We start from the raw sequence: 23,089 nt of genomic DNA, 5'->3' as shown, positions 1-23,089 counted from the left end.
GGTAACTCCGGCTGATTTGATGTGCGTCGCCGGTCTACCCCCCACCACATCCGGGAGTCTTTGTGCCGCACTCCGCGCTCCGCCGTATCCCTGGCGCAGCTCTTTCCACCGCGCTCGCCGCGGCCGTCCTCACCGGGACGGCTCCGACGGCCTCCGCCGCCCCGGCCGCCGCGACGCCGTCCCTGAAGGTGCTGACGTACAACGCCTTCCTGTTCAGCAAGACGCTGTACCCCAACTGGGGCCAGGACCACCGGGCCGCGGCGATCCCCGCGACCTCGTTCTTCCAGGGCAACGACGTCGTCGTGCTCCAGGAGGCCTTCGACAACTCCTCGTCGGGCGCGCTGATGCAGAAGGCCGCCGCCCAGTACCCGTACCAGACGCCGGTGATGGGGCGGAGCAAGACCGGCTGGGACGCGACCGGCGGGTCGTACTCGGCCACCACGCCCGAGGACGGCGGGGTCACGGTGCTCAGCAAGTGGCCGATCGTCCGCAAGGAGCAGTTCGTCTACAAGGACGCCTGCGGTGCGGACTGGTGGTCCAACAAGGGCTTCGTCTATGCCGTGTTGAACGTCAACGGCGCGAAGGTGCATGTGGTGGGCACGCACGCGCAGTCCACCGACTCCGGCTGCGGCGCGGGCGAGGCGGCGCAGATGCGCAGCCGCCAGTTCAAGGCGCTCGACGCCTTCCTGGACGGCAAGAACATCCCGGCCTCCGAACAGGTGCTGGTCGCGGGCGACTTCAACGTCGACTCGCGGACGCCGGAGTACGCCACGATGCTCGCCGACGCGGGTCTCGCGGGTGCGGACGCCCGCACCGGACACCCGTACTCCTTCGACACCGAGCAGAACTCGATCGCGTCCGATCGCTACCCGGACGACCCGATCGAGGACCTCGACTACGTCCTGCACCGCGCCGGGCACGCGAAGCCGGCCGGCTGGACCAATGAAGTGATCAAGGAGCAGAGCGCGCCCTGGACGGTCTCCAGCTGGGGCACGAGCTACACGTACACCAACCTCTCCGACCACTACCCCGTCGTCGCGTCCGGACAGTAGTCGCAAGCCCTTCGCAGCTGGTCAGAGGCCGCTTTTCGGCAGTGGCTGCAAGGGAGTTGGTATGTCACGGTGGTGACCATGACCGGTCACGGGCACGTTCATGGTCACCACCGTCACCACGCCCATGAGCGTGTCGACGCCGCCCTCGAAGGGTCGGCGCAGGGGCTGCGGACGCTGTGGTTCTCCTTCGGCGTGCTCGCCACCACCACGGCCGTCCAGGCGGTGATCGCGGCCGCGTCGGGGTCGGTGGCGCTGCTCGGCGACACCGTCCACAACGCCGCCGACGCGCTCACCGCGCTGCCGCTCGCCCTCGCCTTCGTCCTCGGCAGGCGGGCGGCCACCCGCCGCTACACCTACGGCTTCGGGCGGGCGGAGGATCTGGCGGGCGTCTTCGTGGTGCTGGTGATCGCCGCGTCCGCGGTCTTCACCGGGTACGAGGCGCTGCGGCGGCTGTTCGAACCGCAGGAGGTCAGCCATCTGGCGGCAGTGGCGGCGGCCGGTCTGGTGGGATTCGCCGGCAACGAGTGGGTGGCAGTGGCCCGGATCCGCACCGGCCGCAGGATCGGATCGGCCGCGCTGGTCGCCGACGGACTGCACGCTCGCAGTGACGGATTCACCTCTCTGGCCGTACTGCTGGGCGCGGGCGGAGCTGCACTCGGATGGCGGTGGGCCGATCCGCTGATCGGGCTCGCGATCACGGGGGCGATCGCGCTGGTGCTGCGCGGGGCGGCGCGCGAGATCTGGCACCGGCTGATGGACGCGGTGGACCCGGCGCTGGTCGATCAGGCCGAGCACGCGCTCTGTCATGTCGAGGGCGTACGAGCCGTGGGGGACGTACGAATGCGCTGGCTCGGGCACGATCTGCGGGCCGAGACGTCGATCGTGGTCGACCCCGCGCTGACGGTGGCGCAGGCCCACGCCGTGGCGCTGGCCGCGGAGCACGCGCTGCTGCGCGGGGTCCGCCGACTGACCGCGGTCACCGTCCAGATCCATCCCTGACATACCCGCAACCCGCCTTCCGCCGAACGGGTGCTCCGGCGTTCTCGCGGGGTGCTACATGACAGGGCCATGCCATATCGAGTCCCGCACGCCGGACTGGTCCAGTCCAAACTGCTTTTCGGCAACCCCCACTACGAACTCGTACGAAGGAGACGCCCCCCATGAGCCGCACGCTCCGCGCGCGCATCTGCCTTTCCGTCCTCCTCGCCCTGTCTGCCGCCGCTCTGGGCCCAGGCCCCGCCGCGGCCGCCCCGGACCCCCATCCGGGCGTCACACCCTCGGCGATGCAGTACCACCTGCACAGCACCCTCGAACGTGCGCTCGGCGACCGCACGGCAGGTTCATATCTCGACGCCGCGACGGGCGAACTGGTCGTCACCGTCACCGATGAGGCCGCGGCCGACCAGGTCCGGGCCGCCGGCGCACGCGCAAAGCGCGTCGAGCACAGCACGGCCGAGCTTGAATCCGCCATGGCCGCGCTGGAAGCCCAGGCGAAGATCACCGGCACCTCGTGGGGTATCGACCCCTCGACGAACCAGGTCGTGATCGAGGCCGACCGGACCGTCGACGCGGACGCGATGGCGCTGCTGGAGACGGTGGCCGCGGCTCTCGACGACGCCGTGCGGATCAAGCGTGTCCCCGGAGTCCTCCAGAAGGAAGTGCTCGGCGGAGACGCGATCCACGGCAGGAGCTACCGCTGCTCGGCAGCCTTCAACGTCTCGAAGGGCACGACCCACTACTTCGTGACCGCGGGCCACTGCACCAACGCGGCCGCATCCTGGTCGACGATGTCCGGCGGCGGGGCCATCGGGAAACGCGTGGGCACCAGCTTCCCGACCAACGACTACGGCCTCGTCCGCTACACGGACGGCACCAAGCCCGCCGGGGACGTCAACCTCTACAACGGCCGCTCCCAGGACATCACGTCCGCGGCGGACGCCATCGTCGGCCAGGCCATGAGGAAGAGCGGCTCGACGTCCAAGGTGACCAGCGGCACCGTCACCGCGGTGAACGTCACCGTCAACTACAGCGAGGGGCCGGTCTACAACATGGTCCGCACCACCGCCTGCTCCTCGGGCGGCGACAGCGGCGGCGCGCACTTCGCAGGCACTGTCGCCCTGGGCATCCACTCGGGCAGCGCCGGCTGCTCGGGCACCGAGGGCTCGGCGATCCACCAGCCGGTGAAGGAAGCGCTCAGCGCGTATGGCGTGAACGTGTACTGAGGACCGGTACGCACCGGGCGTGCCCACCAAGTGGGCACGCCCGGCGGGCTGTTCGGCCGCTCCGGCCGCGCACAGGGCGAGCCCGGCCTCCGCCAGGCACTTTCACAACACTGGTGAGACAGCAATACTGTTGCACCGCGTGAGGAGAAAGTGAGGCGCACCCATGGCGACCGAGACCGACGAGCCGACGCTCACCGTCGACGAGCTGGCCGCGCGGGCCGGGGTCACCGTGCGGACCGTCCGCTTCTACAGCACGCGCGGGCTGCTGCCTCCCCCGGCGATCGGGCCACGGCGGGTCGGGCACTACGGACCCGGCCATCTGTCCCGGCTGGCCCTCATCGAGGAGCTTCAGCACCAGGGCATGACCCTCGCCGCGATCGAGCGCTATCTGGAGCAGCTTCCGGAGGACCTGAGCGCGCACGATCTCGCCGTCCACCGCGCGCTGGTGGCCTCCTGGGCGCCGGACTCGGCCGAGGAGGCGTCCCACGCCGAGCTGGAGCGCCGTGCCGGGCGGTCGCTGAGCGACGAGGACATCGACCGGCTCGCGGCGATGGGCGTCCTGGAGCGCACGGGCGGCGCGGAGGCCGACGGCGGCTACCGCCTCGACCCGGGGCTGCTGCGGCTCGGTGTGCAGCTGCTGGACGTGCCGATCGCGCACGAGACGATCCTCGCCGCCCGTGCCGTCCTGCTGGAGCACACCCGCTCCGCCGCGCACGAGCTCACCCGGCTGTTCCGGGACGAGGTGTGGGACCCGTACCGGGAGCGGGAGTCGGACCCCGAGCATGTGGCGGCGATGAAGTCGCTGTCCGCCCATATGCAGCCGATGGTGGTGCAGGCGCTGGTGACCGCGTTCCAGCGGTCGCTGAAGGAGGAGCTGCGGGCCGCGTTCGCCACGGAGTAGCACCGCCGGGTGGTACGGCACAGTCGTACCACCCGGCGGTGGCCGCGGCCCGGCCCGCGCAGGTCAGGCCTCGTCGCTGAACTTCTCGCCCCGCTCCGCCTTCTCGACCAGCAGCGCCGGCGGGTCGAAACGGTCGCCGTACCGCTCCGCGAGCTCCCGGGCGCGCGCCACGAAGCCGGGCAGACCGCCCTCGTAGCCGTTGATGTACTGCAGCACGCCACCCGTCCAGGCCGGGAAGCCGATGCCCATGATGGAGCCGATGTTGGCGTCAGCGACCGACGTCAGCACGTTCTCCTGAAGGCAGCGGACCGAGTCCAGCGCCTCCGAGAAGAGCATCCGCTCCTTCATGTCCTCGAAGGGCACGTGCACGTCGGAACGCGTGAAGTGCTCGCGCAGGCCCGGCCACAGCCCGGTCCGCTTTCCGTCCTCGCCGTACTCGTAGAAGCCCGCCCCGCCGCTGCGGCCCGGGCGCCCGAACTCGTCGACCATCCGGTCGATGAGGGCATCCGCCGGATGCCCGGACCAGGCGCCGCCGGCCTCCTCGACCGCGCGCTTCATCTCGTTGCGGATCTTGCGCGGCAGGGTGAGCGTCAGCTCGTCCATCAGCGAGAGCACCTTCGCCGGGTACCCGGCCTGCGCGGCGGCCTGCTCGACCGAGGCGGGATCGGCGCCCTCGCCGACCATCGCCACGCCCTCGTTGATGAACTGGCCGATCACCCGCGAGGTGAAGAACCCGCGCGAATCATTGACGACGATCGGGGTCTTGTTGATCTGGCGGACCAGGTCGAAGGCGCGGGCCAGCGCCTCGTCGCCGGTGCGCTCGCCCTTGATGATCTCGACGAGCGGCATCTTGTCGACGGGCGAGAAGAAGTGCAGCCCGATGAAGTCGACGGGACGGGACACGCCTTCGGCGAGCACGGTGATGGGCAGGGTGGAGGTGTTGGAGCAGAGCAGCGCGTCCGGCTCGATGACGTCCTGGACCTCCTGGAACACCTTGTGCTTGAGTGCGGTGTCCTCGAACACCGCCTCGATCACGGCGTCGCAGCCCGCGAGATCGGCGGGTTCCGCGGTCGGCGTGATGCGGGCGAGCAGCGCGTCCCGCTTGGCCTCGGTCGTACGGCCGCGGGAGAGGGCCTTCGCGAGCAGCTGCTCGGAGTAGCTCTTGCCCTTCTCTGCGGCGTCCAGAGACACGTCCTTGAGGACGACCTCGATGCCCGCGCGGGCGCAGGAGTACGCGATGCCCGCGCCCATCATCCCCGCGCCGAGGACGGCGACCTTGCGGACCGGGCGCGGCTCGATGCCGTCCGGGCGGTTGGCGCCGGAGTTGACCGCCTGCAGGTCGAAGAAGAACGCCTGGATCATGTTCTTGGCGATCCGGCCGGTGACCAGCTCGGTGAAGTACCGCGCCTCGATGGTCTGGGCGGTCTCGAAGTCGACCTGAGAGCCCTCGACGGCCGCCGCGAGGATATTGCGCGGGGCGGGGTAGGGGGCGCCCGCGGTCTGCTTCTTCAGATTGGCGGGGAAGGCGGGAAGGTTGGCGGCGAACCGCGGGCTGGACGGGGTGCCGCCGGGGATCTTGTAGCCCTTGACGTCCCAGGGCTGCTGGGACTCGGGATTGGCGTCGATGAAGGCGCGCGCCTTGGCGAGCATCTCGTCGGTGGTGGCGGCCACTTCGTGGACCAGGCCGTTCTCCAGGGCCCGCTGCGGGGAGTACTGCGTACCCTGCAGCAGCACCTTCAGCAGCGCGTCCGAGATGCCCATCAGCCGTACGGTACGGGTGACGCCGCCGCCCGCCGGCAGCAGGCCGAGGGTGACCTCGGGCAGGCCGATCTTGGAGCCGGGCGCGTCGAGTGCGACGCGGTGGTGACAGGCCAGGGCGATCTCGTAACCGCCGCCCAGCGCCGCTCCGTTGATCGCCGCGGCGACGGGCTTGCCGAGGGTCTCGATCTTCCGCAGGGCGTGCTTGATGGCCATGCCGGTGTCGAAGACCTGCTGGGCGTTCTCCGGACCGACCTTGATCATGTCCTTGAGGTCGCCACCCGCGAAGAAGGTCTTCTTGGCGGAGGTGAAGATGATGCCGCGGATGGAGTCCTGCTCGGCCTCCGCGCGCTCGGCGATCGCCGCGATGGAGTCCTTGAAGGCCTGGTTCATCGTGTTGGCGGACTGATTGGGATCGTCGAGGACGAGTGTGACGACGCCGTCGTCGCTCCGCTCCCAGCGGATGGTGGTGCTCTCGGTCATTGCGAAGTCTCCATGAGGGTCTGATCGGGCCGGGGCCCGGAAGGTCGCGAGGCGGCCGCCGCGCACGCGCGTTCCTGGGGACGGTGCGCCGGGGCCGTAGGGCTACAGGCGCTCGACCACCGTCGCGATGCCCATGCCGCCGCCGACGCAGAGCGTGACGAGGCCGTACCGCTTGTCCTGGCGCTCCAGTTCGTCGATGACGGTGCCGAGGATCATCGCGCCGGTGGCGCCGAGCGGGTGGCCCAGGGCGATCGCGCCGCCGTTGACGTTGATCTTGTCCAGCGGGAGGTCCATGTCGCGGGCGAAGCGCAGGACGACGCCGGCGAACGCCTCGTTGATCTCGACGAGGTCGATGTCGTCGATCGTGAGCCCCGCCCTGGCGAGCGCCTTGCGGGTGGCCGGCGCCGGGCCGGTGAGCATGATGGTCGGCTCGGAGCCGGAGACCGCGGCGGAGACGATCCGGGCGCGCGGGGTCAGTCCGTACCGCTCGCCGACCTCCTTCGTGCCGATCGCGACGAGCGCCGCGCCGTCGACGATGCCGGAGGAGTTGCCCGCGTGGTGTACGTGGTCGATCTTCTCCACCCAGTGGTACTTCTGAAGCGCCACCGCGTCGAAGCCGCCCATCTCGCCGATGCCCGCGAACGAGGGCTTGAGCGAGGCGAGGGTGTCCGCGGTGGTGCCGGGGCGCAGGTGCTCGTCGTGGTCGAGGACGACCAGTCCGTTGCGGTCGCGGACGAGGACGACGGAGCGGTCGAAGCGGCCGTCCTTCCAGGCGTCGGCTGCCCGCTCCTGGGAAAGCGCGGCGTACTCGTCGACATCGCGGCGGGAGAAGCCCTCGATGGTGGCGATGAGGTCGGCGCCGATGCCCTGCGGGACGAATCCCGTGTCGTAGTTGGTCATCGGGTCGGCGAACCAGGCGCCGCCGTCGGAGGCCATCGGCACCCGCGACATCGACTCGACGCCGCCGGCCAGCACCAGGTCCTCCCAGCCCGAACGGACCTTCATCGCCGCCATGTTGACGGCTTCGAGCCCCGAGGCACAGAAGCGGTTCTCCTGTACGCCCGCCACCGTGTCGGGCAGCCCGGCGGCGATGGCCGAGATACGGGCGATGTCGGAGCCCTGATCCCCGACAGGGCCTACGACGCCGAGCACGATGTCGTCGATCGCCGCCGGGTCGAGTCCGGGGAAACGGTTGCGGATTTCGTGGATCAGACCGACCACGAGGTCGATCGGCTTGGTGCCGTGCAGGGCGCCATTGGCCTTGCCGCGCCCGCGCGGAGTGCGGATCGCGTCGTACACATACGCTTCGGTACTCAAGACAGCAGCCTTTCGATGAGGGTCAGGCGAGAAGAGAACGGCCGATGATTTCCTTCATGATCTCCGTCGTGCCACCGTAGATCGTCTGGATACGGCCATCCGTGAAAGCCCTGGCAACGCGGTATTCCGTCATATAGCCGTAGCCGCCGTGCAATTGCAGGCAGCGGTCGGCGACGCGCTTTTGCAGTTCGGTGGCCCACCACTTGGCCATCGACGCGTGTACGGCGTCGAGTTCCCCGTTCGAGTGATCCACAATGCATCGGTCGAGAAACGCACGGGTGACAGCGCATTCGGTGGCCATTTCGGCGATCTCGAACCGGATGTGCTGAAGCTTGGAGAGCGGCCGCCCGAAGGCCTCGCGCTCCTTCACGTACTGGGTGGTGATCTCGAGCAGATACTCCGCGGCGGCGATCCCGGCGACGGCTATGCCCATCCGCTCCTGCGCGAGATTGGTCATCAGATGGATGAAGGCGCCGTTCAGCTCGCCGAGCAGATTCTCCTTGGGGACGCGTACGTCGTCGAAGAACAGCTCGGCCGTGTCCTGCGACTTCTGGCCGATCTTGTCGAGGTTGCGGCCGCGCTCGAAGCCGTCCATGCCGCGTTCGACGACCAGCAGCGAGAGGCCCTTGGCCCCGCCCTCGGGGGTGGTCTTGGCGACGACGACCACCAGGTCGGCGAGGATGCCGTTGGAGATGAAGGTCTTGGAGCCGTTGAGGATCCAGTGGTCGCCACGGTCCTCGGCGGCGGTGCGAATGCCCTGGAGGTCGGAGCCCGCGCCCGGCTCGGTCATCGCGATGGCGGTGATGATCTCGCCGCTGCAGAATCCGGGCAGCCAGCGCCGCTTCTGCTCATCGGTCGCGAGGCCGGTGAGGTAGGGGCCGATGATGTCGTTGTGCAGTCCGAGCGCGAGCCCGGCCGCGCCCGCCCGGGTGAACTCCTCTGCCAGGACGGCGCTGTAGCGGAAGTCGGAGTTCCCACCGCCTCCGTACTCCTCGGGCACGGCGAGTCCGAGCAGCCCCTGCCTCCCCGCGGCCAGCCAGGCGTCCCGGCTGACGATGCCGTCCTTCTCCCACTGCTCGTAGTGCGGCAGGACCTCCTTGGCGAGGAAGGTGCGGACACTCTCGCGGAACGCGTCGTGCTCGGCGGTGAAGATCTGGCGCTTCAACTCTTGACCTCCTCGGCGGGCCCGGCGAGGCCGGGCAGCTCCCAGTCGCGGGCCACTTCCGCGGTGTCGGCGCCCGGCTGGGCGGGGCCCCGGTACACGGAGCCGGGTGTGGCGGAGAAGCGGGGCGCGGGCGCGGGCTGAGTGAGTCCGCCGTGGTCGACGAAGGTTCCGCGGGCCGCGAGATGGGGGTGCGAGGGGGCTTCCCGCAAGGAGAGGACCGGCGCGACACAGGCGTCAGAGCCCTCGAAGACTGCGGTCCACTCCTCGCGCGTCCTGGTCTTGAAGCGGGCGGCGACGGCGGCGCGCAGCTCACCCCAGCGGGCGAAGTCCTTACGCGCCGGGGCCTCGTCCTTGATGCCGAGCAGCTCGATGAACTCGTTGTAGAACTGCTGCTCCAGTGCGCCGACCGCCATGTACTGGCCGTCGGCGGTCTCGTAGTTGCCGTAGAAGGGGCAGCCGCCGTCGAGCAGATTCGCCCCGCGCCGGTCCTGCCAGCCGCCGGCCGCCATCATCCCGTGGATCATCGTGGCGAGATGAGCGGCCCCGTCGACGATCGCCGCGTCCACGACCTGGCCGGACCCGCCCTCGCTGCGGGCGTGCTGCAGGGCCGCGAGCACTCCGACGACGAGGTAGAGCGAGCCGCCTGCATAGTCGCCGACGAGGTTGGCCGGGACGGCAGGCGGCTCGTCGGGCTTGCCGATCATGCCGAGGGTGCCGGTGACGGCGATGTACGCGATGTCGTGCCCGGCACGCTGGGCGAGCGGTCCCTCTTGGCCCCAGCCGGTCATCCGCCCGTACACCAGACGCGGATTGCGGGCGAGGCACTGCTGCGGCCCGACGCCGAGCCGTTCGGCTACGCCGGGCCGGTAGCCCTCGATGAGTACGTCGGCCCGCTCCACCAGATCGAGGACCTGTCCGGCGCCGGCCGCCGCCTTGAGGTCGATCAGTACGGAGCGCTTGTTCCGGTTGGTGAGGTCGTACGCCGGATCGATGCTCAGCCCCGAGCCGCCGGGCCGGTCGACCCGTACGACATCGGCGCCGAGGTCGGCCAGGAGCATGGCGGCGAACGGACCGGGCCCGATGCCCGCCAGTTCGACCACACGCACTCCGGCCAGCGGGCCGTTGCCCATCGCTGCCATCAAGCCCCCAACACTGTGACACAACTGATGTAACACCAGTGATGGTAAGAACGCGTTCCACCCGGCACAAGGCCCCGGGCCGAGCAAGCGCTTAGAATTGTCGGCAGCCTACTCCCCCGCGGCGGCACGCCCAGATCGCTGTGGGAACCTTGGCGCGGCGGACCGTCCAGGCCACGCGGCCTGGCATGTTACCGATCGGAAACGCATCTTCTCCCGACCCCGTCCGCACGCTAGCCTCAGCCACCGACACGACCCCGGGGGCAACGGCGGAGGGCCATTGAACAGGCAGAACGGGACCGGTCGCGCGCAGCGCCCGTACGACATCGTGCTCTTCGGAGCGACGGGCTTCGTCGGCGCGCTCACCGCGGAGTACCTCGCGGCGCACGCCCCCGACGGATGCCGCTGGGCCGTCGCGGGCCGCAGCCGGAAGAAGCTGGAGCGGTTGCGAGAGCGCCTTGCCGCCAAGCATCCCGGCTGCGCCGAGGTGCCGCTGATCGAGGCGGACGCGGACGACCCCGAGGCGCTGCGCGAACTCGCCGAGTCCACCCATGTGGTGGCCACGACGGTCGGCCCCTACATCTGGTACGGCGAGCCGCTGGTCGCCGCCTGCGCGGAGGCCGGGACCGACTACGTCGACCTGACCGGCGAGCCCGAGTTCGTGGACCTGATGTACGTACGGCATGACGCGCGGGCCCGGGAGACTGGGGCGCGGCTCGTCCACGCCTGCGGCTTCGACTCCGTCCCGCACGACCTGGGGGCGTACTTCACCGTCCAGCACCTTCCCGAGGACGTGCCGCTGCGCGTCGACGGCTTCGTACGCTCCAACGCCATGTTCTCCGGCGGGACGTTCGCCTCCGCGCTCACCGCCATGGGCCGCGGCCGGCAGATGCTGCGGGCCGCGCACGACCGTCGGCTGCACGAGCCGCGACTGGTGGGACGGCGGGCGCGGGCCCCGCTCGCCGGGCCGCGGTTCAGCCGGGAGACCGGCGCGTGGGCGCTGCCGCTGCCGACGGTGGACCGGCAGATCGTGGCGCGCTCGGCGCGGGCACTGCCGCGGTACGGCCCGGACTTCCGCTACCGGCACTACGCTGCCGTCCGCACGCTTCCCATGGCGGCGGGTGGCACGGCGGCCGTTGGCGCGCTCTTCGGCCTGGCTCAACTTCCTCCTGCCCGGCGCTGGTTGTCGGACCGGATCAAGCCGGGTGAGGGTCCGGACGAGCGGCGCAGGGCGAAGAGCTGGTTCTCGGTGCGTTTCGTGGGCGAGGGCGGCGGCCGCACGGTCTTCACGGAGGTCTCGGGCGGCGATCCGGGCTACGACGAGACGGCGAAGATGTTCGCCGAGTCGGCGCTGAGCCTGGCCTTCGACCAACTGCCGGGTGCCGCGGGGCAGGTCACGACGGCGGTCGCGATGGGTGATGCGCTGCTGGAGCGGCTGCAGGCGGCGGGCATCCGGTTCCGGGTGGCCGCCACGCGCTGAGGAGCCCGGGAGCCGGCCGAACAGGGGCGGGAGGTCAGCCGGTCAGCGCCGCGTAGACCATCGACCCCACCCAGCCGAAGCCCGCGAGGGCGGCCAGGATGAGCACGGATGTCACGATGCGCTCGACGGGGTGGATGGTGATCTCGGTTGCGCTGTGCGTCGTGTGAGTCGTCATGCCAGGGAGCATGCCGAGCGCGCCCGGCACCTGACATCCGCTCGGATACTCAGTCCGCAGGCGCAGGTACCCAGGTACTCGCTGCCATGGCCGGGGGCGCCTACGCGGTCGCCTCCGCCAGGGCACGCCTGCACAGCCGGTCGGCCAGCCGCGTGCTCTCGGGGAGCCGGTAGCCGGGCGCGAGGCGGAGGGTGTGCGCGCAGGCGTTGTCGAGCGTCGTGCGGTGGCCGACGGAGACGAAGACCGGCTTGACGCCGTCCTGGGTGCGCAGCGCCCGGCCGACCTCCTCGCCGTCCTCCGCGCGCAGCGCAGCGAAGTCGCCGCGCCGTGGCCCCAGTTCGCCATAGCTGAAGGCGAAGGGGTTCTTGGCGACACCGATCACCGGCAGCCCGGTCAGCACGCCGAGATGGCTGGCGAGCCCGAAGCGGCGGGGGTGCGCCCGGCCGTAGCCGTCGCAGACGACGAGACCGGGGTCCTGGGTGAGGGACTCCAGGGCGGCGAGCACGGCCGGGATCTCCCGGAAGGCCAGCAGCCCGGGCACGTAGGGGAAGGCGACCCTGCCCACCGCGGTGGCCTCCTCGACGACCGTGAGCGTCGCGGCGTCCAGTACGACGGCCGCCGCAGCGACGACATCGCGCTCGTCGTCGTACGCCACGTCGACGCCGGTCACCAGGCCCGTACCCGGCTCGGGCCCCGGCTCGTCCAGGACGACGCGCGTGCGCAGCTCGTCCTGGACGGCCAGGGCCGCACTCTCGTCGGCGGGCCAGTCGGCGGGCGTCTCGATGATCTTCATGATGCCATCCACCCTACGACCGCGGCTCGATGCCGACGTGACGTAACCTGGCGATCATGTTCGTACTGGAATTGACCTACACGGCACCGGTCGAGCGCGTCGACGAGCTCCTCGAGGCACATGTGGCCTGGCTGGACGCGCTGTACGAGGAGGGCGTGTTCATCGCGTCGGGCCGCAAGAACCCGCGCGACGGCGGGGTGATCCTGGCCGTGGGGGACGACCGCGCGCGGATCGAGAAGATCGCGGCGGCCGACCCCTTCACGGTCGGCGGTGTGTGCGAGTACCGGATCACGGAGTTCATCGCGACGAAGACCGCGCCCGAACTCGCCCCGTACAAGCAGCAGTTGCCCTCGTAGGGCCTAGAACTCCAGCCGGGCGACGCGGCCCTAGAACTCCAGCCGGGCGACGCGGCCCTTCTCGCCCGATGCCCAGCAGCCGAAGTCGGCTGCGCAGTCGACCGTGTCGTACGAACCGGTGTCGACCGTGCGCCAGCTGCGGCCGCCGTCCAGCGTCAGATCGGTCCCGGTCGGTCCCACCGCGAGCGCGGCCGACCTGCTGTGCGGCAGCCAGGCCACGCCGGAACGGTAGGCCGGCGGCGGTGTCTTCGACTGCTGCCAGCTGCGGCCGCCGTCCCCGCTGACCGCTCCGGCGTTCGGAGACGCCTGGCCGGCGCGGTAGTCGCCGCCGACCGCGATGCCGTGGGCACGGTCACGGAAGGCGAGCCCGAACACCCCACGCGCCGGATCCCCTGCCGGGACGGTCGATTCGGCGACGGTCCAGTTCAGGCCGCGGTCGGCGGAGTGCAGCACGCGCGCCGTGGCGCCGCCGCCGGTCGCCAGCCAGGCGTCCTTCGGTCCGGAGCTGACCAGACACTGACCGCTGGCGGCGAAGGCCGCCTCGCCCGGCAGCGCCGCCGGCATACCGGCGTTCGGCAGCACCTTCCACGACTTACCGCCGTCGCCGGTGGACAGGATGCGGTACTTGCCGTCCACCGGGTCGCTCATGGCGAGGCCGTGCCGGCTGTCGAAGAAGGTGATGCAGTCGTAGAAGGCCTTCGGGTCGGTATTGCGGAAGGACTCGGTCCAGCTCGCCCCGCCGTCCTCGGTGCGGAACACCCGGGACGCCTCGCCCTCCCCGATGGCCAGCACCACCGCGCGCCTGCCGTCGAACGCCTCGATGTCGCGGAATTCCAGCCCGCCCGCCCCCGGCGGGGAGACGTTTCGCCAGCTGCGACCGCCGTCCGCGGTGCGCAGCACCGTGCCCTTCGAGCCCGCGACCCAGGCGGCCTTGCGGCTGACGGCGGCGAGGCCCCTGAACCGTACGTCGGCGCCGGTGTCCTTCACGTTCCAGCTCGGCCCCTTCGCGCTGCCCACACCGCCACCGGTCTGCTCGGCCGCCTGCGCCGGTGCGGCCAGCGCCGCGGCCACCGCCGCCGCGCACAGTCCCACCGACACCGTTCGTCTCGTCTTCCCCATGGACGTCATGGCGCTGGAAGCTAGCCCACCGGCCGGACCCCGTCCAGGGTGCGGCCGGTGGCCCGCGTTCATACGCTGGGCTCATGTCCCAGCCCAAGGAGTACGAGGGCCGGGAGGCCACCGTCACCTTCGAGCCGCGGCGCTGTCTGCACGCGGCCGAGTGCGTACGAGGTCTTCCGCAGGTCTTCGACCTCGACCGGCGGCCGTGGGTGCAGCCCGACGGCGCCGCCGCCGACCGCGTCGCCGAAGTGGTGCGCCGCTGCCCGTCCGGCGCCCTGCAGTACCGGCTGTCCGACGGCCCCGCCGAGGAGCCCGACCGGCCGACCACCGTCGGCCCGACCCTCGCCGGGCAACTCGTCATGCGCGGCGATCTCGACATCCGCACCGCGCACGGCGACCGGCACGAGACGCGGGTGACGCTGTGCGGCTGCGGCGCGAGCGGCAATCAGCCCTATTGCGACCATTCGGGGCCCTGCGCAGAGCGGTGACGCACGTCACCCTCTCTCCCGATGCACGGATTGAGTCTGCCTGTCGTCTCTCCCGGTGTCAGGGAGACGTCAGCGAGCCATGCAAGAAGGAGCAGGCCTTGTCCACCGTCATCGAGCAGGCCGTGCAGGCCCGGCTGGTCGCCTCCGCGCCCCAGATGGAGTCTGTTCCGGTAACGCTGCGTTACGACCGTGAGGATCCCTTCGCCGTACGGATGGCTTTCCCGCCCCCGGCGACGCTGGAGGGCAACGAAGTGTCCTGGGCGTTCTCGCGCGAGCTGCTCGCGGCGGGCATCGACGCTCCGGCCGGCGTCGGTGACGTACGCGTCAGGCCCTACGGCTACGACCGCACGGTGCTGGAGTTCCACGCCCCGGAGGGTGTGGCGATGGTGCATGTCCGCACCAGCGAGCTGCGCCGCTTCCTCAGGCGCGTCCAGGTCCTGGTCCCCACCGGCCGTGAGCACATCTACCTGGATCTCGACCACAATCTGGCCGAGCTGCTGCGCGACGCCTGCTGACTTCTGAGGTCCCGCTACCCATGGGCCGACCCCCGCGGCCCATCACGTCGCGTCGGGTGCGGCGGCCGGTTGTCCAGGCAGCACCGGACGAAGTCCTGGATGACCGGGTTGGTGTCGGCAGAGGGCGCCCAGGCGATGCCGACGCTGCTGGGGCTGACGCCGGTGACGGCCCGGTAGACGATGCCGGGGCGGGGGTAGAAGCGGGCGGCGGATTCGGGGGCGAGGGCGATGCCGTAGCCGTTGGCGATCGCGTTCAGCCATTCGTCGGGGTTTTCTGTGACGGTTCCGATGCGGGCAGGCCGACCCTCGCGTTCGTCGGCGGCCAGCCAGTACTCCTGCCACGGGCCGGTCTCGGGCGGCGCGGCCACGAACGGCTCGTCCCACAGCTCCCGGAACGGGATCTCGTCCCGTCCGGCCAGCGGGTGTGCGCTGGGCAGCACGACACACCGCGCCTCCGTCAGCAGCACCTCGACGCGCAACTCGTCCTGGCCGGGGAAGGGCAGCCGTAGCAGCGCGGCGTCGACATCCCCGTCGCCGAGCCCGGCGGTCGGGTCGGACCAGGGTGACTGCCGCATGTCCACCCGCCAGCCCGGCCGACGGCGGACGAAGGCGGCGATGATCTGCGGGGTGAGCTCGTTGGCGGCGCTGGCCAGGAACCCGACCCGCAGCACGCGGGCGGCCCGGGCGGCCGCGCTCCTCGTCTCCCGCAGCACCAGCTCCCAGTCGGCGAGCAGCCCGGGCACCCCGTCGGCCAGGGCACGGCCTGGTTCTGTGAGAGCCATCCCGGCCCGGGAGCGAGTGAACAGCTCCACGCCCAGCTGGGCCTCCAGTTGCCTGATCTGCTTGGTCAGCGCCGGCTGCGACACGAACAGCCGTTCCGCGGCGCGGGTGAGGTTCTCCTCCTGCGCGACGGCAGCGAAGTACCGCAGCAGCCGTGTGTCCACATCCATGCCGCCAGGTTATGGATGCAGGTATTGGACCCGCAACGCCGGACGTGAGGAAGGTGGAGGACAAGAAAGAAGGCGCATTCGGCTTGTTCTCGGCCCGGGAGGAATCCATGTTCACCGCGTACGCCACGGTCACCGCCGTGACCGCGACTGCCCTCGGTTACGGCGCATATCTGGACTTCGTCCACCACGAGTCGATCGTCGCGATTGCAGACAGACTGAGTGTGCCCCGGTCGTGGATGGTCCCGTTGGGCACCCTCCTCGCAGCCGGCGCGCTCGGACTGCTGATCGGCTTTGCTGTGCCGTTGATCGGAACGGCCGCCGCGGCAGGCCTCGTGCTGTACTTCATCGGCGCCCTGGGCGCACACCTGCGAGTGGGCGACCGCAGGCTCGGCGCCGCGGCCGTATTCCTCTCGCTGGCCGTCGCCGTACTGGCCCTGGGCTTGGCTCACCACGGCGCCTTGTGACCTGCCGTCACCAGGTGAGTGTCATCCGCTCGGTGTCCCAGGACAGAAGGCGGAGCCGGGCGGCAAGCGACAGGCATCCATCGGGCACGGCGACGCCTCCTTGCCCGCTCACAATAATTCGTTGACGCCGCCACAGCCCGCTCCTACGGTGTACAGCGGTTCTGTCGTCGTCGATTGGAGTAGGACGTTGCTCGTCTGAGGTCCTGAGACACCGTGCGTCACAGCTTCTTCAAGCATGCTGTGCGCTCCGCGTGCGACCTCGGCGTTCGAGCCGTCCTCCCCGACCGGGCCCTTTCCCTCTTCCTCCCGGCCGCCGTCGCCCGCACTGCGGTGTCTCCACCCGTTGCCCACACCCTTTTCCACGCAACCGGGAGACCCGTATGTCTACTGTCCCCACTCACATCACCTGCTCCTCCCTCACCTTCACCTGGCCGGACGGCACCGGCGTACTCGACGACTTCCAACTGGCCGTCGGCCCGGGCAGAACTGGCCTCACCGGCCTCAACGGGTCAGGAAAGTCAACGCTGCTGAGGCTGATCGCCGGTGATCTGACGCCGACGGGCGGAACGGTGCGCACCACGGGCGAGGTCGGCTACCTGCCGCAGAACCTGGTGCTCGACACCGCACTGCGGGTCGACCAGGTGCTGGGCATCGCCGGGACGCGCGCCGCGCTGCACGCCATCGAAGCGGGCGATCCGAGCGAGGAGCACTTCACGGCTGTCGGCGACGACTGGGACGTCGAGGAGCGGGCGCAGGCCACCCTCGGCCAGCTCGGGCTCGGCCACATCGGCCTCGACCGGGCCATCGGCGAGGTCTCGGGCGGCGAGGGCGTCCTGCTGCGGCTGGCCGCTCTGCTGCTGGCCAGGCCGGATGTGCTGCTGCTCGACGAGCCGACCAACAATCTCGATCTGTACGCGCGCAGACGGCTGTACGAGGCCGTTGCCGCCTGGTCCGGCGTGATGGTCGTGGTCAGCCATGACCGTGAACTGCTGGAGCTGGTCGACCAGATCGCCGATCTGCGCGACGGGGAGGTCACGTGGTACGGCGGCAGCTTCTCCGCGTACGAGGAGACGCTCGCCGTCGAACAGGAAGCCGCGGAGCGCATGGTGCGCGTCGCCGAGGCCGACGTACAGCGGCAGAAGCGTGAACTGACCGACGCCCACGTCAAGTTGGCCCGCCGTAAGCGGTACGGACAGAAGATGTGGGACTCCAAGCGTGAGCCGAAGATCGTCATGGGTGCGCGCAAACGCGCGGCCCAGGAGTCGGCGGGCAAGCACCGCATCATGCACACGGAGAAGCTCGCCGAGGCGAAGGAGCGGCTCGACGAGGCCGTGGACGCGGTCAGGGACGACGACGAGATCCGTATCGAGCTGCCGCACACCAAGGTCCATCCGGGCCGGGGCGTACTGCGGCTGCGGGAGCTGCGGCTGCGCTACGGAGCCGAGGTGAGGGGAGAGTTCGAGGTGCGCGGCCCCGAGCGGATCGCGCTGGTCGGCCGCAATGGAGCGGGCAAGACGACTCTGCTGCGCACGGTCACCGGCGAGCTGGCACCGGTGGCCGGCGAGGCGGTGGCCGAGGTCCCGCTGCGCTTTCTGCCGCAGCGGCTCGATGTGCTCGACGATGGGCTGAGCGTGGTGGAGAACGTGGCGCGGTTCGCGCCGGACGCCACCAACAACCGGATCAGGGCGCGGCTCGCGCGCTTCCTGTTCCGGGGCGCACGTGCCGACCAGCTCGTCGGGACACTGTCGGGCGGCGAGCGGTTCCGCGCGGCGCTCGCCGCACTGCTCCTCGCCGAGCCTGCGCCGCAGCTGCTGATGCTCGACGAGCCGACGAACAACCTGGACATGGCGAGTGTGCGGAGGCTGACGGCGGCACTGGAGTCGTACGAGGGGGCGCTGATCGTGGTGAGTCACGATGTGCCATTCCTGGAGTCGATCGGCATCACGCGCTGGCTGCTGCTGGACGGCGAACTCCGTGACATCACCGCGGACGAGGTACGGGAGGGTGAGCTGCCGATGCCGTGAACGTGCAGGTCCCGTTCCCACGCGCCTCGCGCCGTGGGATTCCTTCGCCCCAGGGCGGCGGGTCATGATGGGCGGACCGGACCGTGACACCCCCTGGAGAACCCCCGTGCCCAGCAGGAAAGCCCTGATCCGCCGTCCCAGCCCGCGCCTCGCCGAGGGCCTGGTCACCCATATCGAGCGCTCCCCGGTCGACGCCGGTCTGGCGCTCCAGCAATGGGAGACCTACGCCGAGACCTTGCGTGAGCACGGTTGGCAGACCGTCGAGACGGAGCCGGCCGACGACTGCCCGGACAGCGTCTTCATCGAGGACACGGTGGTGGTGTTCCGCAATGTCGCGCTGATCGCCCGCCCGGGCGCGGAGTCCCGCAGGCCGGAGACGACGGCCGTCGAGGAGACCCTCGCCCGTCTCGGCTGCTCGGTGAACTGGGTGTGGGAGCCGGGCACCCTCGACGGCGGCGACGTCCTGAAGATCGGCGACACGATCTACGTGGGCCGCGGCGGCCGGACGAACGCGGCGGGGGTGCAGCAGCTGCGCGCCGCCTTCGAGCCGCTCGGCGCCCGTGTCGTGGCCGTGCCCGTGAGCAAGGTGCTGCACCTGAAGTCGGCCGTGACCGCCCTGCCGGACTCCACCGTCATCGGCTACCCGCCGCTGATCGACACCCCGTCCGTCTTCCCCCGCCACCTCCCGGTGCCGGAGGAGTCGGGCGCGCATGTGGTGCTGCTCGGCGGCGGGAAGCTGCTGATGGCGGCGAGCGCGCCGAAGACCGCGGAGCTGTTCACGGATCTCGGCTACCAGCCCGTGACGGTGGACATCAGCGAGTTCGAGAAGCTCGAAGGCTGCGTGACCTGCCTCTCCGTACGCCTCCGTGACCTGTACGCATAACAGAATGTAACCGGACATCCGGGAAGCGGGCTTGGCCGACAGCTTACTGCGCCTTTAACCTACGGTTTCGTAACCTACGAATACGTAGGTAGCTCTCCCCCGTCCTCCAGGAGTACCAGTGACGATCACCTCTCCCCACCTCGGCAGCTCGGAAGCGTGGACAGACGCCCGGCTGCTGTATGCGCTGGAAGAGGTGGTGGAGAAGGAACTGAACCGCCATCTCAAGGTCGCCAAGGACTGGATGCCGCACGAGTACGTGCCCTTCAGCGACGGCCGCAACTTCCCCGGCTTGTTCGAGGACGGCCAGGCCTGGGAGCCCGAGCAGTCCAAGGTCACCGACATCGGCAAGATCGCGCTGGTCGTGAACCTGCTGACCGAGGACAACCTCCCCAGCTACCACCACGAGATCGCCAGCCTCTTCGGCCGCGACGGCGCCTGGGGCACCTGGGTGCACCGCTGGACGGCGGAGGAGGGCCGGCACGGCATCGTGATGCGCGACTACCTGCTCACCTCGCGCGCCGTCGACCCGGACAAGCTCGAGGAGTTCCGGATGGCGCACATGGCGGAGGGCTTCGAGTCCGACAACCGCCACTCGATGCTGCACTCGGTGGCGTACGTCGCCTTCCAGGAGCTCGCCACGCGCGTCTCGCACCGCAACACCGGCCATCAGTCGGGCGACCCGGTCTGCGACCGGATGCTGGCGCGGATCGCGACCGACGAGAACCTGCACATGGTCTTCTACCGGAATCTGCTGGGCGCTGCCTTCGAGATCGCCCCCGATCTGACGATGCAGGCCGTGCGTGACGTCGTGGTCAACTTCCGGATGCCGGGACACGGCATGCCGGGCTTCGAGCGGGCCGCCGCGCAGATGGCGATCGGCGAGATCTACAACATGCGGATCCACCACGACGACGTGCTCCAGCCGGTGCTGCGCTTCCTCAAGGTGCTGGACATCGACGGTCTCGGCCCGGAGGGCCTCAAGGCGCAGGAGGAGCTCGGCCTGTACATGGGCGGGCTGGACTCCGAGGCGAGCAAGTTCGACGAGAAGCTCGCGGCGCGCAAGGCGCGGATGGCGGCGCGAGCGGCCGGCTGACCGTCCCCGGCCGGTCCTCCGGCCGTTCCGGGTCATACGTGCGCCGTCACCCGTCATACGTACGCCGTCACCCGGCCCAGGGCCGCATCGCGCACGTCTGCGTCCGCATGGCGGCGCAGCTTTCGCGGCTGTGCCCGCCACGGCTCGGTCCAGTGGGTGTGTGAGCCGTCGGCCGTGACGGCGGGGAGAGCTGGGGAGAGCTTCCGTGTGGCCGTCGGCATCGGCGACCTGCCTGGCGGCGGCGAGCAGCGTCCCGGTGTCGCCGGTCCGCTGCCCGCCGTCGAGCAGATCGTAGGCGCGTGCTCAACGCGCCTACGACAGCGGGGAGTACGACGCTGCCCCACCTCCCCCACCTCCGCCGGGCTCAGTTCTGCGCCCGCTGGAGGCGGTACCGCTCCTTCTCCGAGAGCCCGCCCCACACCCCGAATCTCTCGTCATGAGTCAGCGCGTACTCCAGGCACGCCACTCGCCCCTCGCACGCCCCGCACAACTGCTTCGCCTCGCGTGTCGATGAGCCAGGGGCCGGGAAGAAGAATTCCGGGCCCGCCTGGGCGCACAGTGCGGTCTCCTGCCAGGAGAGTTCTTGGTCGGTGGTGGTGTTGATCGGCATGCGGGACACGTTCCCCTGTGCCGATAAACGCCGGGTCAATGAAGCATCAACGACCCCACGCCTTTCGCCCATCGCCCCCAGAACCGCGTCAGTCCTCCGACTGCACCCCTTGCATCACCGCGAAGCGCGCGCCCGCCGGATCCGCCAGCTTGGCGAAGCGGCCCACGCCCTCCATGTCGACCGGGACCATCCTGACCTTGCCGCCCATCCGGTGCGTTTTGGCCACCGCCGCGTCGCAGTCCTCGACCTCGAAGTACGGCAGCCAGTAGGGTCCGCCGGTCTCCACCGGGTCCGCGGCCAGTGCGACGATTCCGCCGAACATCGCCTCCGCGCCCGCGCCCGCCGGGTTGACCATCGTGTACGAACCCGTACCGTCCGGCAGCGGCATCGTCGATGTCTCCCAGCCGAAGACTCCGCTGTAGAAGTTGAGGCCCGCGGCCGGGTCGTCGGTGTACAGCTCCGCCCAGCAAAGCGTGTTGGGGTCGTTGACGACGTCCAGGCCCTTGATCCGCCCCGGCTGCCAGGTCGCGAAGCCCGCGCCCGCCGGGTCGGTGAAGACCGCCATGCGGCCCATGTCGAAGACGTCCATCGGCTGGAACAGCACCGCACCGCCGCCCTGCTCGACCATCTTGGCCGTGGCGTCGGCGTCGGGCGACTGGAAGTAGACGGTCCAGCCCGGACCGCCCTGCTCGGGGCTGACGGTCATGCCGCCCGCGACGGTCTTGCCGTCCAGCTGGTACATGCCGTAGCCGCCCGCTTCGGGGCCCGCCGACTGGAAGGTCCAGCCGAACAGGCCGCCGTAAAAGTCGTTCGCCGCCTCGATGTCGGGCGTGCCGAGATCGAGCCAGTTCGGAGTACCTGTGACAAAACGGGTGGTGAGCATGGTGCGCTCCTTCGTGGGAATCCCGCTGTCTGATGGCCCCGAGTCTGCTACCGATCCCGCACCCGCGCATCCAGTACACGCCCGCCTCCAGCGGCCGAATTCATCCACGTCCGACAGCCCCCGCGGCCGGACCTAGTGGTCGTGGGCGGCCGCCGGGTGATCCGGATGATGCGGCTCGTACCCGGGAATCGTCCCGTCCGGCTTCGCCACCAGAAACAGCCCCGCCATCCCCATGTCCGAGTGGCTCTGGACATGGCAGTGGTACATCCATGCCCCCGCCCCGACGTGCTCCCCGGCGATGATCTGGAAGCCGAACGAGTCCGCCGGGCCCGTGATCTTGTTGTCGATCACCCGGCTGACGTCGGCCGGGCCGTCCAGCAGGCCTGTCCTGTTGTCAGCCCAGCGGTGACCGTGCATATGGAACGTGTGGTAGTACTCGCCGTGCGTGATCATGATGATCTCGACGCGATCCCCCACCGTGGCCCGGAAGTCGGGACTCGCGTTCGCAGGCTTGTTGTTGATCGTCATGTCGTTGAAGACGATGGTGAACTGCTTGTCCGGGAGGATGTCACCCTTCCTGCGGACCACCACCGGGCCGTAGAGGCCCTTGCGGATGCCTCCCGTGCCGTGGTCCGTGCCCACCACATGGTCGTGGTAGTGCCAGTAGCCCGCGCTGCCCGCGCGCCAGGTGCCGTCCGCGCGTTTGCCCGGAATGTGGGTGCGCCAGGTGTACGTGCGGGTGGCGCCGGGTTCGACATGGCTCTTGCTGAGCCTGGTGCCGTCGTTGGCGATGTCGTAGTCCACACCGTGGGCGTGCAGGCTCACCGGCACGTCCATCGCGTTCTCGAACTCGATGTGCAGGGTGTCGCCTTCGACCAGTTCGATCAGCGGGCCGGGGATCGAAGCCTTGCCCTTCTCCAGGCCGTAGCCCATCTGACCGTCCGGCAACTTCTCCGCGTACAGCTTGAGATGGCGTATCCGGCCGCCGGCCGGGGCAGTCTTCGGTGCGCCCGCCGCCGACGTGGCGCCGGTCGCGCTCGGGGCCGAAGTCAGCGACAACGATGTCACACCCGTCGCCGCGACCGCGCTCCCCGCCAGCAGCCGCCGGTTGAAGCTCCGTCTGTCCATGCCGAACTCCCCAGTTCCGTACGGAGATTGACGGGGCGCAAGTGACCCCGGGGACGACCACACGGTAGCCGGGGGATCTTCGTTTATCCACACC

The 23,089-nt window shown here is 70.1% G+C and carries 24 protein-coding genes; 12 read left to right on the top strand and 12 right to left on the bottom strand.

Annotated elements, in window-relative coordinates; genetic code table 11:
• Nucleotides 1-62: 62 nt before the first annotated feature.
• The 4 genes from sph (at nt 63) to ACFYWY_RS23575 (ending at nt 4,175) form a co-directional block, all read left to right on the top strand.
• Nucleotides 63-1,052: a sphingomyelin phosphodiesterase gene (gene sph, locus ACFYWY_RS23590; RefSeq protein WP_389189973.1), complete on the top strand. Its 990-nt coding sequence runs from the start codon at nt 63-65 to the stop codon at nt 1,050-1,052.
• 78 nt (nt 1,053-1,130) lie between these two features.
• Entirely contained in the window at nt 1,131-2,051 is a 921-nt protein-coding gene (locus ACFYWY_RS23585) for a cation diffusion facilitator family transporter (protein ID WP_389189971.1), read from the top strand.
• 161 nt (nt 2,052-2,212) lie between these two features.
• Nucleotides 2,213-3,274, top strand: coding sequence for a S1 family peptidase (locus tag ACFYWY_RS23580; protein ID WP_389189969.1), 1,062 nt, complete (start codon nt 2,213-2,215; stop codon nt 3,272-3,274).
• A gap of 163 nt (nt 3,275-3,437) precedes the next feature.
• A complete protein-coding gene (locus tag ACFYWY_RS23575; RefSeq protein ID WP_389189967.1) occupies nt 3,438-4,175 on the top strand; it encodes a MerR family transcriptional regulator in 738 nt (245 codons plus the stop codon).
• A gap of 63 nt (nt 4,176-4,238) precedes the next feature.
• Here ACFYWY_RS23575 and ACFYWY_RS23570 read toward each other — a convergent pair whose 3' ends face one another.
• The 4 genes from ACFYWY_RS23570 to ACFYWY_RS23555 all read right to left on the bottom strand — a co-directional run bounded on the left by ACFYWY_RS23570 (nt 4,239) and on the right by ACFYWY_RS23555 (nt 10,037).
• Nucleotides 4,239-6,416 carry a 3-hydroxyacyl-CoA dehydrogenase NAD-binding domain-containing protein gene (locus tag ACFYWY_RS23570; RefSeq protein WP_389189965.1) on the bottom strand — a complete coding sequence of 726 codons (2,178 nt, stop codon included), beginning with the start codon at nt 6,414-6,416 and terminating at the stop codon, nt 4,239-4,241.
• A 102-nt stretch (nt 6,417-6,518) separates the two neighbouring features.
• Nucleotides 6,519-7,733 carry an acetyl-CoA C-acetyltransferase gene (locus ACFYWY_RS23565; protein WP_389189963.1) on the bottom strand — a complete coding sequence of 405 codons (1,215 nt, stop codon included), beginning with the start codon at nt 7,731-7,733 and terminating at the stop codon, nt 6,519-6,521.
• 22 nt (nt 7,734-7,755) lie between these two features.
• Nucleotides 7,756-8,898 carry an acyl-CoA dehydrogenase family protein gene (locus tag ACFYWY_RS23560; RefSeq protein WP_389189961.1) on the bottom strand — a complete coding sequence of 381 codons (1,143 nt, stop codon included), beginning with the start codon at nt 8,896-8,898 and terminating at the stop codon, nt 7,756-7,758.
• Nucleotides 8,895-10,037, bottom strand: coding sequence for a CaiB/BaiF CoA transferase family protein (locus ACFYWY_RS23555; protein ID WP_389190031.1), 1,143 nt, complete (start codon nt 10,035-10,037; stop codon nt 8,895-8,897). Before ACFYWY_RS23555 ends, ACFYWY_RS23560 begins: the two co-directional genes overlap by 4 nt.
• Before the next feature lie 277 nt (nt 10,038-10,314).
• Here ACFYWY_RS23555 and ACFYWY_RS23550 point away from each other — a divergent pair, with 277 nt between their 5' ends.
• The gene (locus tag ACFYWY_RS23550) at nt 10,315-11,514 is read left to right on the top strand and encodes a saccharopine dehydrogenase family protein (RefSeq protein WP_389189958.1); all 1,200 of its coding nucleotides are present in this window, start codon (nt 10,315-10,317) and stop codon (nt 11,512-11,514) included.
• Between the two features lie 34 nt (nt 11,515-11,548).
• Here the strand turns inward: ACFYWY_RS23550 and mmpA are convergent, their stop codons facing one another.
• Together mmpA and ACFYWY_RS23540 are read right to left on the bottom strand one after the other, a co-directional pair.
• Complete coding sequence (gene mmpA / locus ACFYWY_RS23545; RefSeq protein WP_389189956.1) at nt 11,549-11,689, bottom strand: morphogenic membrane protein MmpA; 141 nt, start codon at nt 11,687-11,689, stop codon at nt 11,549-11,551.
• A 100-nt stretch (nt 11,690-11,789) separates the two neighbouring features.
• On the bottom strand, nt 11,790-12,482 hold the full coding sequence (locus ACFYWY_RS23540; protein WP_389189954.1) for an endonuclease V: 693 nt from the start codon (nt 12,480-12,482) through the stop codon (nt 11,790-11,792).
• Nucleotides 12,483-12,538: 56 nt separating this feature from the next.
• Between ACFYWY_RS23540 and ACFYWY_RS23535 the strand changes: the two genes are divergently transcribed.
• Nucleotides 12,539-12,838, top strand: coding sequence for a YciI family protein (locus ACFYWY_RS23535; RefSeq protein ID WP_389189952.1), 300 nt, complete (start codon nt 12,539-12,541; stop codon nt 12,836-12,838).
• A 30-nt stretch (nt 12,839-12,868) separates the two neighbouring features.
• On the opposite strand, the gene ACFYWY_RS23530 is transcribed toward ACFYWY_RS23535, so the two are convergent.
• On the bottom strand, nt 12,869-13,966 hold the full coding sequence (locus tag ACFYWY_RS23530; protein ID WP_389189950.1) for a WD40/YVTN/BNR-like repeat-containing protein: 1,098 nt from the start codon (nt 13,964-13,966) through the stop codon (nt 12,869-12,871).
• Between the two features lie 74 nt (nt 13,967-14,040).
• Between ACFYWY_RS23530 and ACFYWY_RS23525 the strand changes: the two genes are divergently transcribed.
• Together ACFYWY_RS23525 and ACFYWY_RS23520 are read left to right on the top strand one after the other, a co-directional pair.
• A complete protein-coding gene (locus ACFYWY_RS23525) occupies nt 14,041-14,445 on the top strand; it encodes a (4Fe-4S)-binding protein (protein ID WP_389189948.1) in 405 nt (134 codons plus the stop codon).
• Between the two features lie 98 nt (nt 14,446-14,543).
• Complete coding sequence (locus tag ACFYWY_RS23520) at nt 14,544-14,960, top strand: SsgA family sporulation/cell division regulator (RefSeq protein WP_389189946.1); 417 nt, start codon at nt 14,544-14,546, stop codon at nt 14,958-14,960.
• 14 nt (nt 14,961-14,974) lie between these two features.
• Here ACFYWY_RS23520 and ACFYWY_RS23515 read toward each other — a convergent pair whose 3' ends face one another.
• The gene (locus ACFYWY_RS23515; protein WP_389189944.1) at nt 14,975-15,910 is read right to left on the bottom strand and encodes a LysR family transcriptional regulator; all 936 of its coding nucleotides are present in this window, start codon (nt 15,908-15,910) and stop codon (nt 14,975-14,977) included.
• A 107-nt stretch (nt 15,911-16,017) separates the two neighbouring features.
• Here ACFYWY_RS23515 and ACFYWY_RS23510 point away from each other — a divergent pair, with 107 nt between their 5' ends.
• The 4 genes from ACFYWY_RS23510 (at nt 16,018) to ACFYWY_RS23495 (ending at nt 20,374) form a co-directional block, all read left to right on the top strand.
• Nucleotides 16,018-16,374, top strand: a complete 357-nt coding sequence (locus tag ACFYWY_RS23510) for a DoxX family protein (protein WP_389189942.1) — start codon at nt 16,018-16,020, stop codon at nt 16,372-16,374.
• Nucleotides 16,375-16,754: 380 nt separating this feature from the next.
• On the top strand, nt 16,755-18,398 hold the full coding sequence (locus tag ACFYWY_RS23505) for an ABC-F family ATP-binding cassette domain-containing protein (RefSeq protein WP_389189940.1): 1,644 nt from the start codon (nt 16,755-16,757) through the stop codon (nt 18,396-18,398).
• A gap of 106 nt (nt 18,399-18,504) precedes the next feature.
• Complete coding sequence (gene ddaH, locus ACFYWY_RS23500) at nt 18,505-19,281, top strand: dimethylargininase (RefSeq protein ID WP_389189938.1); 777 nt, start codon at nt 18,505-18,507, stop codon at nt 19,279-19,281.
• Nucleotides 19,282-19,399: 118 nt separating this feature from the next.
• Nucleotides 19,400-20,374 (top strand): acyl-ACP desaturase, encoded by a 975-nt coding sequence (locus ACFYWY_RS23495; protein ID WP_389189936.1) that lies wholly within the window; start codon nt 19,400-19,402, stop codon nt 20,372-20,374.
• Nucleotides 20,375-20,427: 53 nt separating this feature from the next.
• On the opposite strand, the gene ACFYWY_RS23490 is transcribed toward ACFYWY_RS23495, so the two are convergent.
• The 4 genes from ACFYWY_RS23490 to ACFYWY_RS23475 form a co-directional block, all read right to left on the bottom strand.
• Nucleotides 20,428-20,595, bottom strand: coding sequence for a hypothetical protein (locus tag ACFYWY_RS23490; RefSeq protein WP_389189934.1), 168 nt, complete (start codon nt 20,593-20,595; stop codon nt 20,428-20,430).
• A gap of 143 nt (nt 20,596-20,738) precedes the next feature.
• Nucleotides 20,739-20,984: a WhiB family transcriptional regulator gene (locus tag ACFYWY_RS23485; RefSeq protein ID WP_389189932.1), complete on the bottom strand. Its 246-nt coding sequence runs from the start codon at nt 20,982-20,984 to the stop codon at nt 20,739-20,741.
• Nucleotides 20,985-21,072: 88 nt separating this feature from the next.
• Nucleotides 21,073-21,867: a VOC family protein gene (locus tag ACFYWY_RS23480; protein ID WP_389189930.1), complete on the bottom strand. Its 795-nt coding sequence runs from the start codon at nt 21,865-21,867 to the stop codon at nt 21,073-21,075.
• 132 nt (nt 21,868-21,999) lie between these two features.
• The gene (locus ACFYWY_RS23475) at nt 22,000-22,995 is read right to left on the bottom strand and encodes a multicopper oxidase domain-containing protein (protein WP_389189928.1); all 996 of its coding nucleotides are present in this window, start codon (nt 22,993-22,995) and stop codon (nt 22,000-22,002) included.
• Nucleotides 22,996-23,089: the final 94 nt, after the last annotated feature.

It is taken from the genome of Streptomyces sp. NPDC002870, from assembly GCF_042888505.1.
In the GTDB taxonomy this organism is placed as follows: domain Bacteria; phylum Actinomycetota; class Actinomycetes; order Streptomycetales; family Streptomycetaceae; genus Streptomyces.
Note: the sequence above shows the minus strand (reverse complement) of the source record. Positions and strands in the feature narration are given on the sequence as shown.